General features: G+C 62.5%; 15 protein-coding genes. 4 read left to right on the top strand and 11 right to left on the bottom strand.

Features of this window, described 5'->3' with window-relative positions; translation table 11 throughout:
* Window positions 1-87: 87 nt before the first annotated feature.
* The 7 genes from H0241_RS11650 to H0241_RS11620 form a co-directional block, all read right to left on the bottom strand.
* Complete coding sequence (locus H0241_RS11650) at window positions 88-1,269, bottom strand: serine hydrolase domain-containing protein (protein WP_181057550.1); 1,182 nt, start codon at window positions 1,267-1,269, stop codon at window positions 88-90.
* Between the two features lie 33 nt (window positions 1,270-1,302).
* Window positions 1,303-2,499 carry a serine hydrolase domain-containing protein gene (locus H0241_RS11645; RefSeq protein WP_181057549.1) on the bottom strand — a complete coding sequence of 399 codons (1,197 nt, stop codon included), beginning with the start codon at window positions 2,497-2,499 and terminating at the stop codon, window positions 1,303-1,305.
* A gap of 61 nt (window positions 2,500-2,560) precedes the next feature.
* The gene (locus H0241_RS11640; protein ID WP_181057548.1) at window positions 2,561-3,595 is read right to left on the bottom strand and encodes an ABC transporter substrate-binding protein; all 1,035 of its coding nucleotides are present in this window, start codon (window positions 3,593-3,595) and stop codon (window positions 2,561-2,563) included.
* Between the two features lie 23 nt (window positions 3,596-3,618).
* The gene (locus H0241_RS11635) at window positions 3,619-4,419 is read right to left on the bottom strand and encodes an ABC transporter permease (protein WP_181057547.1); all 801 of its coding nucleotides are present in this window, start codon (window positions 4,417-4,419) and stop codon (window positions 3,619-3,621) included.
* Window positions 4,412-5,332, bottom strand: coding sequence for an ABC transporter permease (locus H0241_RS11630; RefSeq protein ID WP_181057546.1), 921 nt, complete (start codon window positions 5,330-5,332; stop codon window positions 4,412-4,414). Before H0241_RS11630 ends, H0241_RS11635 begins: the two co-directional genes overlap by 8 nt.
* Window positions 5,333-5,334: 2 nt before the next feature.
* Complete coding sequence (locus H0241_RS11625; RefSeq protein ID WP_181057686.1) at window positions 5,335-6,435, bottom strand: ABC transporter ATP-binding protein; 1,101 nt, start codon at window positions 6,433-6,435, stop codon at window positions 5,335-5,337.
* A 156-nt stretch (window positions 6,436-6,591) separates the two neighbouring features.
* Window positions 6,592-8,265 carry an amidohydrolase gene (locus H0241_RS11620; protein WP_181057545.1) on the bottom strand — a complete coding sequence of 558 codons (1,674 nt, stop codon included), beginning with the start codon at window positions 8,263-8,265 and terminating at the stop codon, window positions 6,592-6,594.
* Window positions 8,266-8,511: 246 nt separating this feature from the next.
* Here H0241_RS11620 and H0241_RS11615 point away from each other — a divergent pair, with 246 nt between their 5' ends.
* Together H0241_RS11615 and H0241_RS11610 are read left to right on the top strand one after the other, a co-directional pair.
* Window positions 8,512-9,165: a TetR/AcrR family transcriptional regulator gene (locus tag H0241_RS11615; protein WP_181057544.1), complete on the top strand. Its 654-nt coding sequence runs from the start codon at window positions 8,512-8,514 to the stop codon at window positions 9,163-9,165.
* Window positions 9,166-9,189: 24 nt separating this feature from the next.
* Complete coding sequence (locus H0241_RS11610; RefSeq protein WP_181057543.1) at window positions 9,190-10,221, top strand: histone deacetylase family protein; 1,032 nt, start codon at window positions 9,190-9,192, stop codon at window positions 10,219-10,221.
* A gap of 40 nt (window positions 10,222-10,261) precedes the next feature.
* Here the strand turns inward: H0241_RS11610 and H0241_RS11605 are convergent, their stop codons facing one another.
* The gene (locus H0241_RS11605; protein ID WP_181057542.1) at window positions 10,262-11,455 is read right to left on the bottom strand and encodes a TMEM43 family protein; all 1,194 of its coding nucleotides are present in this window, start codon (window positions 11,453-11,455) and stop codon (window positions 10,262-10,264) included.
* Window positions 11,456-11,929: 474 nt separating this feature from the next.
* Here H0241_RS11605 and H0241_RS11600 point away from each other — a divergent pair, with 474 nt between their 5' ends.
* Together H0241_RS11600 and H0241_RS11595 are read left to right on the top strand one after the other, a co-directional pair.
* Window positions 11,930-12,640 carry a helix-turn-helix transcriptional regulator gene (locus H0241_RS11600; RefSeq protein WP_181057541.1) on the top strand — a complete coding sequence of 237 codons (711 nt, stop codon included), beginning with the start codon at window positions 11,930-11,932 and terminating at the stop codon, window positions 12,638-12,640.
* Entirely contained in the window at window positions 12,637-13,407 is a 771-nt protein-coding gene (locus tag H0241_RS11595) for a helix-turn-helix transcriptional regulator (protein ID WP_181057540.1), read from the top strand. The genes H0241_RS11600 and H0241_RS11595 overlap by 4 nt, the downstream gene beginning before the upstream one ends.
* Before the next feature lie 55 nt (window positions 13,408-13,462).
* Here the strand turns inward: H0241_RS11595 and H0241_RS11590 are convergent, their stop codons facing one another.
* Genes H0241_RS11590 through H0241_RS11580 form a run of 3 tightly spaced genes read right to left on the bottom strand, consistent with a single transcriptional unit; the run spans window position 13,463 to window position 16,011 of the window.
* Complete coding sequence (locus H0241_RS11590) at window positions 13,463-13,900, bottom strand: hypothetical protein (RefSeq protein ID WP_112559347.1); 438 nt, start codon at window positions 13,898-13,900, stop codon at window positions 13,463-13,465.
* Window positions 13,897-14,979: a flagellar biosynthesis protein FlhB gene (flhB, locus tag H0241_RS11585; RefSeq protein ID WP_181057539.1), complete on the bottom strand. Its 1,083-nt coding sequence runs from the start codon at window positions 14,977-14,979 to the stop codon at window positions 13,897-13,899. Before flhB ends, H0241_RS11590 begins: the two co-directional genes overlap by 4 nt.
* Window positions 14,980-14,991: 12 nt before the next feature.
* A complete protein-coding gene (locus H0241_RS11580) occupies window positions 14,992-16,011 on the bottom strand; it encodes a flagellar motor switch protein FliG (RefSeq protein WP_181057538.1) in 1,020 nt (339 codons plus the stop codon).
* Between the last annotated feature and the right edge of the window lie 64 nt (window positions 16,012-16,075).

Below are 16,075 nucleotides of genomic sequence, written 5' to 3'. Positions count from 1 at the left end.
CGCAGACGTCCGCGCCGCCAACTGCGGTGTTTTCATAGACGCGCTAGGTCCACAGGAACGCGCCGCGGCTCGGATGTCCGGAATGGGCTACATCAGCCGACTCAGCGCCTCGAAGAAGGCAACGATCTCGCCTTCCAGCGCATGGTCCTCAGGCACCGGCTGCGATCCCATTTTTGCAATCACCACCTCGTCCCTGGGGCTGACATAGAGCCACTGGCCGTGGATGCCGATGCCGCAATAGGCGCCGTTTTCGTGACCCGTCTGGTACCATTTGTTGCGGTAACGGCCCTTCGGGAACAGCGACACCATCGTACCGCGCTGCCAGGCTTCCGCGCTGCCGCCTGCAACCGTCGTATCGCGCACCCAGGCTTCCGGCACGATGCGGTGGCCATTGGCGGTGCCGCCCTGCCGCATCATCTCGCCGATACGTGCGAGATCGCGCGGCGTCACCGAAATGCCGCCGGCGGTGCGCGCCGTGCCTTCCATGTCGACACCGATCGAGGCCTCGCTGACAGTACCCAGCGGCAGCCATAGTTTCTCGCGCATCAGGTCAGGGAAGCGCTGTCCCGAAGCGCGCTCGAGCAGAATGCCGAGCAGGTCGGAATTGGGCGAGCGGTAGCGGAAGGTCTCGCCATGCGGTTCGGCGAGCCGCTGCAAAGTCAGGATGAATTCGCGCAGGCTTTCCGTGCCGCCGCCGGGATTCCACAGCGTGGCGCGACGGTAGCGGGCAAAGGCGCTTTCCGGATCGAGATAGGCCTCCTCGAAATCGAGGCTGACGCTCATGTCGAGCACATGCCGGCAGCTCGCATCGGCATAGGCCGAGCCGGCGGCTTCCGGAAAGTACTGTGTCACCGGCGCTTGCGGATCGAACACGCCCTCGCCTTCCAGTATTCCGGCGATGATGGCGGTGACCGACTTGCTGATCGAAAAGATGATGTGACGAGCGCCGAAATCCATATGCGGCGCGAACCAGTCGCCGATAACCTTGCCGCCTTTCATCACCGTCAGCGCGTCGCTGCTCGAACGTGTGAGGAATTCTGCCACCGTTTCCGGCGCGCCGGCGATCGAAACCTTTTCGGCTAGCAGCCCGCCGAGATCCCGCGCAGGCGCCTCGACGCTTCCCGGCGTCGCCGCCACACGGGCGGTCGGCACCAGTTCGCCAAGGTTCTGGAACGACCACCGGTTGAACGGGTTTTCGCGCCAGTTGGAAAGCAGCACCTCGTCACGGCGAAAGCCGTAGCGGGTCTCGAACGCGGTCTTGCCGGTCATGAACGTTTCCTCAAAAGGATGGTTTGTTTGGGATCAGCCAAGCGCCTTGGCGATGGCGTGCACCGCCTTCAGCGTCGCCACCGAATAGGCGACATTGCTGAAATCCGGATAGGTCGAGAGCTTGACCACGACCATGCTGGTATCCCAGTCGATATGGATCACCTGCCCGAACACGCCCCGGCACATCAGCGCGCGCGAGCGCGGGTTCTCGATCCAGAACTGGTTGCGATAGCTGCCTTCCGACAGGCTCGGATTGAAGACCGGTCCATGCTTGCCGTTGCGCGTCGCATCGATCCAGTCGGCGGGCACGATGCCGCGGCCCTTGTCGAGGATCAGCTGGCCGAAGCGGGCGTAGTCGCGTAGCGTCGCGTTGAAGCCGCCATCGGCCAGCGCATAGCCGGCGCTGTCGACGGTGAAGCAGGCGCTCTCGTCGGCGCCGAGCTTTTGCCAGAGTTCCTCCGAGACCAGCTGAGCCAGCCGCTTGCCGGTCACCCGCTCCATGATGAAGGCCAGCACGTCAGTCTCGATCGAGCGGTATTCGAATTCAGCACCATGCGGCCGCACCTTGTCCTTCAGCCGCAGGATCAGTTCGAACAGGTGCGACGGCCATTGGAAATCCGGATCGCTGCCCGGCGGCACCGGCTTCCAACCGGTGGCGACATCGACCTGGCCGATATCGGAATAACGGTCCGTGTATTCCTCGGAAAAGCGCACGCCGGTGGTCATATCCAGCACATGCTGAACGCTCGCGCCGACCCAGCCGGTTTCGCCGAGTTCCGGCAGGTAGGCGGTCACCGGTTTGGCCGGATCGATCAGTCCTCGGCCGACCAGTATGCCGAACACAGTGCCGGTAATCGACTTCGCCATCGACTGCGACAAATGCAGCGTGCGCTCGTCCATGCCGTTGAAGTAGCGCTCATAGGCGACCTTGCCGCCCTTGAGCACGAGGAAGCCGTCGGTGTAGGTCTCGTCGAGCAGACCGGCGAGCGTCGTCGCACGGCCCTCACTGTCCTCCACAGCCAGCCCGTCGAGATCGGTCTCGGCGCGTTCGAGACGATGGCGATGACCATTGCCGCGCCAGACCTCGATGGTCGGCAGGAATTCGCGGATATGCTGGAAGGCCCAGCGGTTCCATGGCGGCCGGTCCCAATCGAGCTTCGGCAGCGCCATTTGCGGCGGCGAGCCCTGCATGATCGGCGGCCGCGGATCGGAATTGCGGTAAGGGTCCATAATGCCATTCCGGAAAAGAAAAGACCCGGCGGCATGGGCCGCCGGGTCCTTCGCGAAGCGATTACTTCTGCAGTTCGGTCCAGATCTTGGTGTAGATGTCCTGGATCTCCGGCGCGCACATCGTCTGGAATTCGCCCTGTGCCTTCGCAGCCTCCGGAATGACGACTTCCGGCGCGTCTTTCATGTCCGCCGGCATGTACTTGTCCGAGCCGGTGATGGCGTTGGCGTAGCGGTGGAAAGCCGAGAGGCCCGCCGCATTTTCCGGATCCATGATGAAGTTCTGGAACAGCTTGGCGTTTTCGACGTTCTTGGCTTCCTTGAGAACGACGACGTTGTCGCTCCACAGGCCGTAGCCTTCCTTCGGATAGTTGTAGTGGATGGCCGGATTGGCCAGCCGCTGGCGCAGCGCCGAACCATTCCAGTCGCTGGTCGCCTTGAAGTCGCCGGCGCCCATCTTCTCGATGGTGTTGTATTCCATGGCGATCCAGTTCGGCTTGGCCGCGACAAGCGTATCACGCACCTTCTTCAGCACCGTCTTGTCGTCGGTGCACTGTTGGCCGCCGACATATTTGATCGCCGCGAAGATAACGTCATTCATCTCCGGAACGACATTGACCTTGCCCTTCAACTCATCTGGCGTGTTGAAGATGATGCCCCAGCTGTCGGCCGGCCCCTTGTAGGCATCGGTGTTGACGACGACGCCGACGGTGCCCAGCGCCCACGGCACCGAATATTTGCGGCCGGGGTCGAAGTCGGGATTGGCCCATTCCGGCGCCACGTTCTTGAAGTTCTCCATCTTGCCCGGATCGGTCTCCTGGACGAGACCTTCCTTGATCCAGATCGGCACATAGGTCTGCGACGGCACCGCGATGTCGAAGCCGGTGCCGCCCTGGCGCACCTTGGCCAGAGCTGTGTCATTCGAATCGTAGTCGGTGATGGTCACCTTGATATTGTACTTGGCTTCGAACTTCTTGATCACGTCGGGGCTGGTGTAGTTGCCCCAGTTGTAAATGTTCAGCTCGCCGTCGGCGCGGGCCAAGCCCGACGTTGCGAGCAGCGCCAACCCCATGGCGGCCGTCGTTGTTTTCCAGTTCATGGTTTTAACTCCCATTTGTAGGTTCAGTCTCGCTTCCTGCTGACAAAGAAAAACAACGTGACGATCGCGACCGAAAGCAGCAGGAAGGCGGTCGATATCGCGTTGATCTCAGGCGTGATGCCGCGGCGGATCTGGCCGAGCATGTAGGTGGGCAGCGTGTCCTGGCCACCGGATTTGACGAACTCGGTGATGACGACGTCGTCGAGCGAGATGACGAAAGCCAGCATCAGTCCGGCAAGGATGCCGGGCCACAAAAGCGGCAGCGTGATGCGGCGGAAGGTCTTCCACGGCGTCGCGTAGAGATCGGCCGCGGCGCGTTCCAGCGTCAGGTCCATGTTTTCGAGCCGCGCCCGGATCGGCAGATAGGCGAAGGGAATGCAGAACGCAGTGTGCGCCGCGATCAAATAGCCGAGGCCGGAATAGCCGGTGAAGATCTTGATGCGCGAGAAGAAGATCAGCAGCGCCACGCCGGTGACGATCTCGGGCACCATCAGCGGCTGGTTGATCGCCGCATATTTGAAGGTCAGGCCCGGATAGGACGCCGTGCGCGTGGTGGCGAGCGCCGCCATGGTGGCAAAGATGGTCGACAGCATCGCCGCGACGGCGCCGATCTGGAACGAGCGCAGCGTCGCGTCGATGACTTGCACGTTCTGCCACGCCGACTGGAACCATCGCATCGAAAAGCCGCCCCATTCGGACGTCGAGTTCGCCGCGTTGAAGGCGTAGGCGACCAGCACGATGATCGGCAGATAGAGCACGATGAAACAGGTCGCGGCGATCGCAGTGAAGCCGGTCTGGTGCTTGATGGAAAAGTTCTTAGCCATGCCGCACCCCCGACTTGCCGGCATTGCGCACATAGGCAAGCAGCGCCACCATGACGATGATCATCACCGTGATCGACAGCGCCGAGCCGAGCGGCCAGTTGCGGCCCTGCCCGAACTGCAATTCGATCAGATTGGACAGCATCATGTTCTTGCCGCCGCCAAGCACGCTGGGCGTCACGTAAGCGCCAAGGGCGGGAATGAAGACCAGGATGGAGCCGGCGATGACGCCGGGCTTGACCAGCGGAAAGATGATCTTGCGCAGCACCTTGAAGCGTGTCGCGTAGAGATCGTAGCCCGCCTCGACCAGCCGGAAATCAAGCTTCTCCATGCTGGCATAGATCGGCAGCACCATCAGCGGCAGGTAGACATAGGCCATGCCGATCAGGATCGCGGTGTCGGTGTAGAGGATCTGCACCGGGGCCGAGACGATGCCGAGCTTGAGCAGGATGGTGTTGATGATGCCTTCGTTGCGGATGATCTGCAACACGGCGAAGGTGCGGATCAGGAGGTTGGTCCAGAACGGAATGGTGATCAGGAACAGCCAGAGATCCCTGGTCTTCTCACTGCGCGTCGCCATGAAATAGGCGGTCGGAAACCCGAGCGCCAAAGTGGCGATCGTCGTCACCACCGCAAGCTTGATCGAGCGCCAGAAAATGGTGACATGCGCCGCCGCAAGCGAAAGCGTATCGTCGAAAATGTCGCGTTCCATGAACACCGACAGCCAGGCATCGGGCGAAAACTGCCACTTCACGTCGCCATAGGGGCCAGGCGTCAGGAACGAGTAGATCAGCACGATCAGCAAGGGGCCGGTCGCGGCGAGGAAAATCACCAGCAATGCTGGCGCTGACAGCAGCCAGCGGTCGCGCACATCGCGCCGCTCCGCTGCCTTGGCGACTTCTTCCGCGGTCGCCATGATCAGTCCTTCAGCACTTGCGCGGCGTCGTTGCCGATCATGATGCCGACCTGACCGCCCTGCACGATGCCGTCACCGGCGCCGCGGCTGTTCTGGCGCCGCACGATGAACGGTTCGCCACCGGCAAGGCGCAGATGGAAGTGCGTATCGGTGCCGAGATAGACGATGTTCTCGACGGTGCCGGACAGCGAGGCGCTCGGGCTGGCCGCGCCCAACTGCGCATGCTCGGGACGCACGACGATGGTGACCTTGCCGCTGGGGCTGAAGCCTTCCGGCAGCGAGGCCGGAATTTCCGTTCCCGACGACAGTTTCACCGTCGCACGGCCACCAGTCGCGCCAACCACATCCGCCTTGAGGAAGTTGGACTCGCCGATGAAGTCGGCGACGAAGCGTTCGGCCGGCCGGTCGTAGATGTCGCGCGGCGAACCGACCTGCAGGATCTTGCCCGACGACATCACGGCGATGCGGTCCGACATGGTCAGCGCTTCTTCCTGGTCGTGGGTGACGAAGATGAAGGTGATGCCGGTCTCGTGCTGCAGCCGCTTCAATTCGATCTGCATTTCCTTGCGCAGCTTGTAGTCGAGCGCCGAGAGCGGTTCGTCGAGCAGGAGCACCTTGGGCTGTGGCGCGAGTGCACGGGCGAGCGCCACGCGCTGCTGCTGGCCACCGGAGATCTGGCTGGTGCGCCGGCCCGCCAGCGCCTCCATCTTCACCAGCTTCAGCATCTCGGCGACGCGCGCCTTGATCTCGGTCTTCGGTTTGCCCAGCATTTCGAGGCCAAAGCCGATATTGTCGGCGACGGTCATATGCGGGAACAGCGCATAGGACTGAAAGACGGTGTTGACCGGCCGCTTGAAGGGCGGCAGCGGTGCGATATCCTGGCCGTAGAGCAGGATTTCGCCGGCGGTTGGAAAGTCGAAGCCGGCAATCAGCCGCAGCAACGTGGTCTTGCCGCAACCTGATGGGCCCAGCAGGGTGAAGAACTCGTTCTCGCGGATGGATACCGAGACCGTGTCGAGGGCCGCGACCTGCCCTTCCCCTGATCCGAAAATTTTACTGACGTTTACGACTTCAATTGCATTCCGATCCGGTTTTTCCGGCACGATACGCCTCACTGTTGACCCCGCTCTTTTCGGCGGAGTTTTTCCCCTGTTCGATGTGACCACACGGCCGGTAGGTTGGCAAGTCCGGCATTGAATCACAGTTCAGTCAGTCAATTCGTCTTGCAAGCCGGAAGCTTCGCAAGCCGCATGCCATTCTCAGACCTGGTAGGTGACCTTGCCACCGCAGACCGTCGTCACCGGGCGAACCTTGTGCAGGTCCGCCGGCGCCGTCTTCTCGATATCGGCCGACAAAACCACCAGATCCGCCATGTAGCCGGGGTTCAGAACCCCTTTGCGATGCTCTGCGAATTCGGCATAGGCGCCCTCGACCGTGTAGGCGGCGAGCGCTTCCTGCAGCGAGAAACTCTGGTCGGGATCGCCTTCTGCCCATGGTTTGCGCAGCAATGCCGCCTGAATGCCCAGGATCGGGTCGATCGGCGACACCGGCCAGTCCGACGCGAACACAACATGGGCGCCGGCACTTTTCAGAGTGCGCCAGGCATAGCTCAGCGGCCAGCGAGCCGGCCCGATGCGCGACACGGTCGGCTCCAGCGGAAAATCCATCGCGCCGGGCGGATGCGGCGGCTGCATGGAGGCGATGACGCCGAGTTCGGCGAAACGGGGCACGTCAGCCGCAGTGGTGACCTCGATGTGCTCGACCCGGTGCCGGCTGTCGCGCTTGCCGTTGGCCTTCTGCGCCGCCTGATAGCCATCAAGCACTGCGCGCACCGCGCCATCGCCGATCGAGTGCACGGCGATCTGCAACCCACGCTTGTCGATTGCCACAGCAAGATCGATGAATTGCTGCGGCGTGAACAGCGGCTCGCCGACCCAGTCGGGACGATCGGCATAGGGCTCGACCATGACAGCCGTCCAGGAATCGAGCACGCCGTCATAGAACACCTTGACCATGCCCGATGACAGCCACTCGTTGTCGTAGCGCTCGGCCATGACGGAGGCCTTCTCCAGCATGTCGATCGTCATGAAATTCTTGTAGTGGAACGGAATCTTGACACGGCAGGGCAAGCCTTCCTCGGCCTCGATCTCGGAAAGCAGTTCGAGCTGGTAGAGATTGCCGTCCATGTTCTGGATCGAGGTGATGCCGTGGCGCGCGCACCAGGCAAGCCCGCGCCGCATGATGTCGCGGTCGGCGGCCCGCTCTGCGGCCGACGGCATCGGGTCGGGTTCGCCGCCGGTCGAAAGCCCCAGCCGCACCCGGCTTTCGCCGGCTAGGTCGAGCACCGGACCGAACGCCTCGCCCTCACGCAATTCGCCGGCGGCCAGGCCGTCGTCGCCCATGACGATCTCATTGCCCGGACCAAGCGTGCGTCCCTGCAGGATGCCGGCCATCTCCAGCGCCCTGGTATTGGCCCACATCGTGTGGTGATCTGGCGCCGCCATGCAAAAGGGACGGTCCGGCAGGATGGCGTCGAGATGGTGGCGCGTCACCCGCTCGTCGCCGAGCACGGTGTAGTCGACGCCTTGCCCGACCAGCATCTTCGCCTCGGGCCGTGTCGATGCGTAATCGCGGATCGCCTTTTGCAGCGCCTCGAAGCCGTGGATACCGCCAAGCTGAAGATGCGCGAGTTCGGCCCCTCCCGAGAACAGATGCATGTGGGCTTCGATGAAACCAGGAATTACCGATCCGCCCTTGGCGTCGATAACCTTGGTGGCCGGTCCCTTGAGCGCTTCAATGGCGGCGCGGCTGCCGATGGCGATGATGGCGCCATCCCTGATGGCAATGGCCTCGGCGGCGGGATTGTCATCGTCCATGGTCTGCACGCGACCATTGATAACGATCAGATCAGCACCCGCACCCGTGACAGACATCGCGACTCCGCGCTTTTGACGACTGACTGAGACCGGCAACCCTCTTGTCCGACAACCTGCCACTCCGCTGGAGCGGCGCTATCGGGCGAAAACTGATGCCAGTGCGCTGTTTTGAAATTCCCCTTGTGATCTCCGAAAACAGCGTGGATAAAAGAATGCGACTAATTATTCGCGTTTGTCAACGTGCCGAATTTCGAATGTATTGTGGATAGCGTTGAGACCGGGTGGGAACGAGGACGTCGAGCCGTGAAGCGCAGCCTCAGCCGCGAAACCAGGATGGCGCTCGAACCGCGCAAGCAGCCGCGGCAGGAGCGGTCGAGCAAGGTGGTCGACCGGATTCTCGACGCGGCGCTGACCCTGACGCGCGAGCAAGGGACCAAGACGCCGACGACGCTCGCCATCGCGCGGCGCGCCGGCTTGTCGGTCGGGTCGCTCTACCAGTACTTTCCCAACAAGGAAGCCATCCTCCTCGACCTTGCCCGGCGCTGGCTGTCATCCTTTCCCGAGGTGATCGCCAGGCGCATCGAAGTGACCCCACCCACCAACCGCGACGAGTTTCGCCAGGAAGTGCGCAAGCTCTTCATCGATACCTCCAGGATTTATCTCGAAAACGCCACCCTGATGCCGGTGATCGAGGCTATCTCGGGCAATGCCGATCTCAGGCCGATCCAGGACGAATATGACGACCAGATCATCGCGCTCTACGCCGCATGGCTGCAGCATGTGAACCCGACGCTTGACGACAAGATCGCCAGCCGCCTCGGCGTGCTGATGATGGACGTCGGGCATGCTTGCCGGCTCGTAGGGTTGAAGCGAGACCGCAAGACATACGACCTCATCGAGGACGATGTCGAAAGAATGTGGCTCGCTCTGGTGACCCCCTATCTCAACCTTGACTGATTTCGCTATTTCGAGAGGAATTTCATGAAGACTGTCTATTCGCCGCTTCACGCCGGCCACGCCGGCCAGATGGAACTGGTCACATCAGCCATCGTACCCGGTTTCGAAAAACCGTCGCGGGCCGAGTTCATCAAGGCGCGGGTCGAGAGCGAGAAGCTTGGGCCGATCATCGGACCGGTCGAACATGATCTCTCCGCCGCCAAGCGCATTCATAGGTCGGACTACATCGACTTCCTGCCGACCGTCTGGCCGGCGTGGAAGGCCGCCGGTTTCGAGGGCACGGCCATGCCCTTCACCTGGCCGACGCGCGGCCTGCGCGGCGACGTGCCGCCCAAGCGCGTCGATGCGCTGCTCGGCTATTATTCCTTCGACGCCGGAGCCACCTTCGTCGAAGGCACATGGACCGCGATCAAATCGTCGTACGACGTGGCGCTGACGGCGGCCGCTTTGGTCAAGGGCGGCGAGCGGTCTGCCTTCGCGCTCTGCCGCCCGCCCGGCCATCACGCCGGCGCTGCCTTCATGGGCGGCTATTGCTTCATCAACAACGCCGCCGTGGCGGCACAGTGGTTCCTTGACCATGGCGCCAGGCGCATCTCGATCCTCGACGTCGACTACCACCACGGCAACGGCACGCAGGAGATCTTCTATGACCGGGCCGACGTGCAGGTTCTCAACTTGCATGGCGATCCGATGGTCGAATACCCATTCTTCCTCGGCCATGCCGATGAACGCGGCGCAGGCGAAGGCGAAGGCTTCAACATCAATTATCCCATGCCCTTCGGCACGAACTGGGATGCCTGGAATGCCTCGCTGGAGGATGCCTGCGCCAAGCTCGCCGCCTACGCGCCGGATATCGTCATCGTCTCGCTCGGCGTCGACACGTTCGAGAAGGACCCGATCAGCCAGTTCAAGCTGAAAAGCCCGGACTATCCGAAGATCGGCCATCGCATCGCCAAGCTCGGCCTGCCGACGCTGTTCGTCATGGAAGGCGGCTACGCGGTCGAGGAGATCGGCATCAACGCCGTCGGCGTGCTGACCGGTTTCGAGGATCGGTAGAGCGCCGAGGGGCGGCAGCAGCCGCCCCCTTAGCCCACACTTAGACGGCTGCGCCGGCCGTTGGCGTGGCCGCCGGAACGGCCGGTTTTCGCGACCGGCCGATCCTGTAGACAATCACCGCGGCGATCACGCCTGCCGCCAGGATAGCGACCGCCAGCAGCGGCCGATACCAGAACCAGGCAATCGCAATCGTCGTCGTGCCGACCAGGATCGCCAGGACGAAGGCGATGATTCCGGTGCCCATCCGCGCCATGCTGCCGAGGAACGGTATGACGTCGAGGATCACCCCGATCGGGCTGAGGAACAGCGCAAAGCCGATGGTCAGCAAAAGCAGGCCGGCGCCGCGCAGCAGCCAGGTGATCAGCGTGTTGGCGCTGACAGCGTCGGCGAACATCTTTTCGGCCGGCACATTGCCGGTGTCGACCATCAGCAGCGCATCGCCCGCTTGCGTCTGGTAGGGCTCGAACCGGCTGCCGGCCTGACGCGCGACGATGCTGACCACGCCAAGCGGCGCCAGTTCGTAGCCGATGCGATAGTCGCCCAAAGCGGGTGTCGTGTTGTCGTTGCCGAGATAGATCTTGCCATCGACGATGCTAAGCGGTTTCGTGCCGGTATAGGCAGCTTTTATCGCCGCTGATTGGCTGGATGAAAGCGAATATTCCTTGTCGCCCTCGATGCGATCCAGCACCGGCGTATCGAGATCGAAGGCGACAAGCTTGCCCTCAGGAATCTGGAAGGTCCGGCCGTGGATCGCCATCGACGGATTCTGATGGCCGTCCGGCTTCTTGAAGTCGGATGAATCGATCTGGCTATCGTCCCAGACTTTCGAGTAACTGTAGGTCGTCACCGTCTCTTCGCCGCCGCCGAGCTTTTTCGTCGTCTCCGACTTGGACTCTTCCTTCCACTGATACATCTCGACGCTGCGCGACAGCCGCAGCCCTTGCGCAGCAATGCCGAAATCTGGATCCGACAGGCCGCTATCCGCCGTCACCGGTCCGCTGACATGGACCAGCTTACCGTCATTGGCGGCATCGACGCTGTCGGCGCCGACCGAAACCACCGCTCCCGACCCCTCGGCCAGCGAGCGCGCCGTCTGCACGGCGCGGCCCTCGTTCCAGAACAGCCCGATCACCATCAGCACGATCAGGATAAGGCCGAAGATGACCCCGCCGACCGCGCGCTTGATCCGCCCAAACCACGAGACGGATGTGACTTCCCGAAATGAATCGCTCAATTTTGCCCCCAGAACCGATATTCCACGAAATCGATCGCGAGGATGCCCATCTCTCGCGATGGCCTCAATCTATCGGAAGCGGTGATTCGCCGATACGGCTTCACGGCAACAAGCACGGCTTTTCGCGCCTCGGCGCGTGCCCGAACTTCGCGAAACGCAGCTTCTGAGTCGCAACGAGTCCAGAGATATCGAATTTGTCAAATCGCGTTTGATGTCGGATTCATCTGCAGGTAGATTAGACCCGAATCAGCCGGTCCTTGGGGGGCGCGGCGACCACCCAAAGTCTCAAGTTCCGGCATCGTCCGGCACCAGACGCGGACGGCTTCGCGTTCCCTGAATGGATTCGGTGATCTGCGCGACACCGCGCAGTGTGCGTGCTTCGTAAACGTGATGCGTCTTCAAGTTCGGCCGCTGGTGACCCAGCATCCGGGCTCATGAAAAGATTCCGGCCATGACCTACAACCAAAGCATCCAATGAGCAGCTCCGCCGCGCTTCTGCAACCCGACACATTAGGTTCGCGCCTCGCGTCCCGCGGCGATCTCACCTCCTTTTTCATGCAGCTTGCCGCCGAGATCGGCGCCGACAGCTACATGCTCGTCGCCATCGTCCACGACCAGGACCGCAACGACGCCCGCATCGTCTCCTCAAACTGGATTTTCGACGCCATCGAACTCATCGGCAAGCGGCTGATCGCCGGCCTTGCCCAGGGGCCGCTGACCGTAGCACCCGGCATCCGCCCGAAGCCGCTGGTCGCGGCCGAAGCGCCCAACGCCGGCGGGCTGCTCACCGGCGAAGAGGCGCGCCTGCTCGACGTGCTTGGCCATGCGGAAGTCTATTCGCTGCGGCTCAATGTCGGCCGCCAGCGGCTGTTCGCGCTGTTTTCGGCGGCCGAGCCCGGGAAGATCGACCAGCCGGCGCTGATGAAGGCACAGCTGAAGTGCTGCTATGCGCTGTCCACCATTCCGCAATTGGTCGCCGCCGCCGCCATGCAGGACCCGCTGTCCGACCGCGAGCGAGAATGCCTGTTCTGGGTGTCGGAAGGCAAGACCACCGATGAGGTCGCGGTGATCCTCGGGGTCTCCTCCAACACCGTCAACAGCTACATCACCCACGCCATCCAGAAATTCGCGGCCTCGAACCGCGCGATGGCCATCGCCACGGCGATCAGGAGCGGCATCATTTGAAACACGCTGATATCAAGGCGGCTGCCGAGGCCCTTTTCAACGAGCAACGCAATCCATTCGGCGCCTTCTCCATCAGTTCCGAAACGCACCACGCCGTCACCATCCCGGACGCCGTGCGCCGCTGCCGCTGGATCGCCGTCGATATCAACGCGTCGGCCTTCGGCCTCTACTTCGTCAGCCCTTCGCCGGAACGCGCGCGTCTGGTGCCGAGCTTCGATTCCGACTATCCGGCCACGGCGGTAACGACCAAATTCATCGCCGGCGCCAATGGCGAGGAGATGGTGCGCCACAGCGGCACTTCCACGGCGCCGCGCTGGTGGGCCGATGACGGCATCGCCGGCTCGGACGCTGTCTTCCAGAACCTCACCTGGGCAGAGCGCACGGCGCCGCTGGCGCCGGGCACCAACGGCATTGCCTTTCCCGTCCACGCCGATCGCGGTCATTGCGGATTGGTGGTGTTCCTCGGCTCGACGATCGCTCTGCCGGAGGACACGCTCTACGAAATCCACGCTCGCTGTTTCTCGCTGTTCGCCGCTGTCGCCCGCATTCGTCCGAACGATGCCAGCCGGATGCGCTCGATCTCAAAGCGCGAGCTGGAGTGCCTGAAGCTGACCGCCAACGGCAACACCAGCGAAGAGATCGCCAGGCTGCTAAAGCTGTCGGTTCACACCGCCAACCAGTATCTCACCCAGTCGACCCAGAAGCTCAACGCTGTCAACCGTAACCAGGCGGTGGCCAAGGCGCTGCGGCTGGGGCTGATCGAGTGATGCCCGCCGGCCCTCAGGCCGGCGTGCTCAGACGATCGGGATAGCGGCCAAAAAATCAGCGGTAAGCCAGCGGCTCGGTCCTGCGGATGCGCGCCTCTTCGATCACCGTCTCCAGCAAGGCCGTGTTGTGCTCGGGGTCTTCGCCGGGCTTTTCGAACGACACGTAGTTGACGGCGACCGAAGACCTCTCCTCGCTCAGCGTCAGCTGAAAATAGACGGTGACGCCCGGCGGCCTGAGCTCGAGATCGAGCACGATGCGCGGGCTGCCGCTCCAGTCGACATGCGCTTCGCCGCCATGGCCGAGCCTGAGCGTGCCCGGCAGGAAATAAAGCTCCACCGCCGAATCCACCAGGTCCGACAGGCAAGCGAAATGCTCGAGCCGGATGAAGGCGATGTAGTCGGCGACATCGATCAGGCGCAACTCGTCCACCACCTGCTCGATGGCCTTGGCGACGATCAGTTCGCGGGATTTCGCGTGCGGTTGGCGGTTCATGAAATTTGTCTCCGCTCAGCCTTTTTCGAGTAGACGATCCGCACCAGTTCGGCGACGGCCTGATAGAATTGCGACGGGATCACGCTATCAACCGAAACTTGCTTGTACATGGAGCGGGCGAGCGCCACGTCCTCGAAGATCGGGATGTTGTGCTCCTTGGCGATTTCGCGAATCTTGAGCGCCACCAGGTCCTGGCCCTTGGCCAGCACTAGCGGTGCTGAATCCTCGTCGCGGACATATTTGAGCGCGATGGAAAAGTGCGTCGGATTGGCGATGATCAGCGTCGCGCGCGGCACCGCCGTCATCATCCGCTTGCGCGCACGGTCGCGCGCCAGAGAGCGCAGCCGCGACTTGATGATCGGATCGCCTTCGGACTGCTTGAACTCGTCCTTGACCTCCTGCTTGGTCATGCGCAGATCCTGCTTCCAGTGGAAGCGCGACCAGACGATGTCGACAGCTGCGATCAGCCCCATGACGAAGACGATCGACACCAATATATCGACGGTGATGCTTCTGATGACGAGGCCGAAGGCGACCGGATTGGTGATCATGCCGGCCAGCAGCTGGCGGTGATCTTGCGACAGCGTGAAATAGAGCACGATGCTGGCGAAGCCAAGCTTGCCCAGCGATTTCAGGAATTCGACCCAGCCCTGGACACCGAACGTCCGGGTCCAGCCCTTGGCTATCGAGATGCGTGACAGCTGCGGCCGGATCCGCTCGCCGACGAATTGCGGCATGTTCTGCAGCACCGAGGCGCCGATGCCGGCCACCACCAGCAGCACCAGCAGGCTGACGACGGCACGGCCGATCTCCATCATCACGGTCTTGTAGAGCGCGATGACGTCGGTCTCGGTGTCCATCGGCCACGCCTCGGGCTTTTCCAGGAACATGGACAGGAACATGCCGAGATCAACGACGGCGTCCTTGGCGTAGAAAACGGTGAACACCAATATGGCGATAAAGGACGCCAGGAGCGCCGCCTCCCGCGAATGGGGCAGCTTGCCCTGTTCGATGGTGTCGCGGATCTTCTTTTCTGTCGCGTCTTCGGTTTTGGAGTCTTTGTCCGCCGCTTCAGCCATTGTTGCTCAGCGTCAGGCCGCTTCGCTCTGCTGCGACGAGGACGGAAGTTCGAAAGCCCCCTCGCGCGAAAGCCGGATTGTCGCCACCGCAATGTTCTTGCGCGCGCCCATGATGTCGGCAAGCTGGATGCCTTCCGAACCCTGTCCGAGCTCGGACTCGATCATGCGTCGCGACCGGGCGCCGATCGCCGACAGCACCGATTCCGTCAATCCGGGCGGCGCGCCGCGCAGCGCCAGCGTAATCAGTTCGGTCGATAGCCCGTCGAACAGAAGCACCCTCGCCTTCTGCGTCAGAAGCGGTAGATCGTCGAAGGCAAACAGCCTGGAGCGGACGCCGCCGAGGTCAGGCGTGCCGGCCTCTTCCAGATCCTGCATGACCTCTTCCAGCTGCGGCTTGTCCATTTCGTTGAGCACACTGGCAACGCGCGCCTGTCCGGCCGAGATGTCCTTGGTCGCGGTCTGCGCCAGCACGCTGGCGCGCAGCTGGTTCTCGATGATCCTGGTGGCTGTGTCAGGAATGGTCGCCATCGTCACCATGCGCTTGATGATCTCGCTGCGCATCGGCTTTTCCAGGGTCAGCAGAATGTTGGCCGCGGCCTGCGGCGCAAGCTTCGACAGCACCATGGCTGCCGTTTGCGGATGTTCGCCGGCAAGGAACGCTCCCAGCCGCGTCGGTTCGAGCTTTTCCAGTTCCGGCCAGATCGGCGGCGGCCCTTCCGGCGCAACCTCGAAGCGCTTGTCGCCCATAATGGCGCTCATCTCTTCGGGCGACAGCGATTCGTTGAGGATGGTGTCCATCCGGTCGGCGGAATCGAGCAGGCCAGCACCCTCGGTGAATTCGGCCTCGAATTCGGCGACGATGCGTTCGAGATCGCTTTGCGGAATGGTGCGCAGCAGACGCGCCCCTTCGATCAGCGCCTTCAGCTCTTCCTGCTTGAAGAATTTCAGCAGGCGGCTGGCCGATGGCTTGCCCATCGCCACCAGGATGGCGGCGGCCTTTTGCGGGCGCGTGAGCGTCACCTGCGTCGTCATGGCATAAGCTCCGATCGCTGCTGAGACCGCATATCGTCTATCCCTTTGAAGCAATTCCAGGAAA

Origin of the sequence: Mesorhizobium neociceri (assembly GCF_013520985.1) — a bacterium.
GTDB lineage: Bacteria > Pseudomonadota > Alphaproteobacteria > Rhizobiales > Rhizobiaceae > Mesorhizobium > Mesorhizobium neociceri.
Note: the sequence above shows the minus strand (reverse complement) of the source record. Positions and strands in the feature narration are given on the sequence as shown.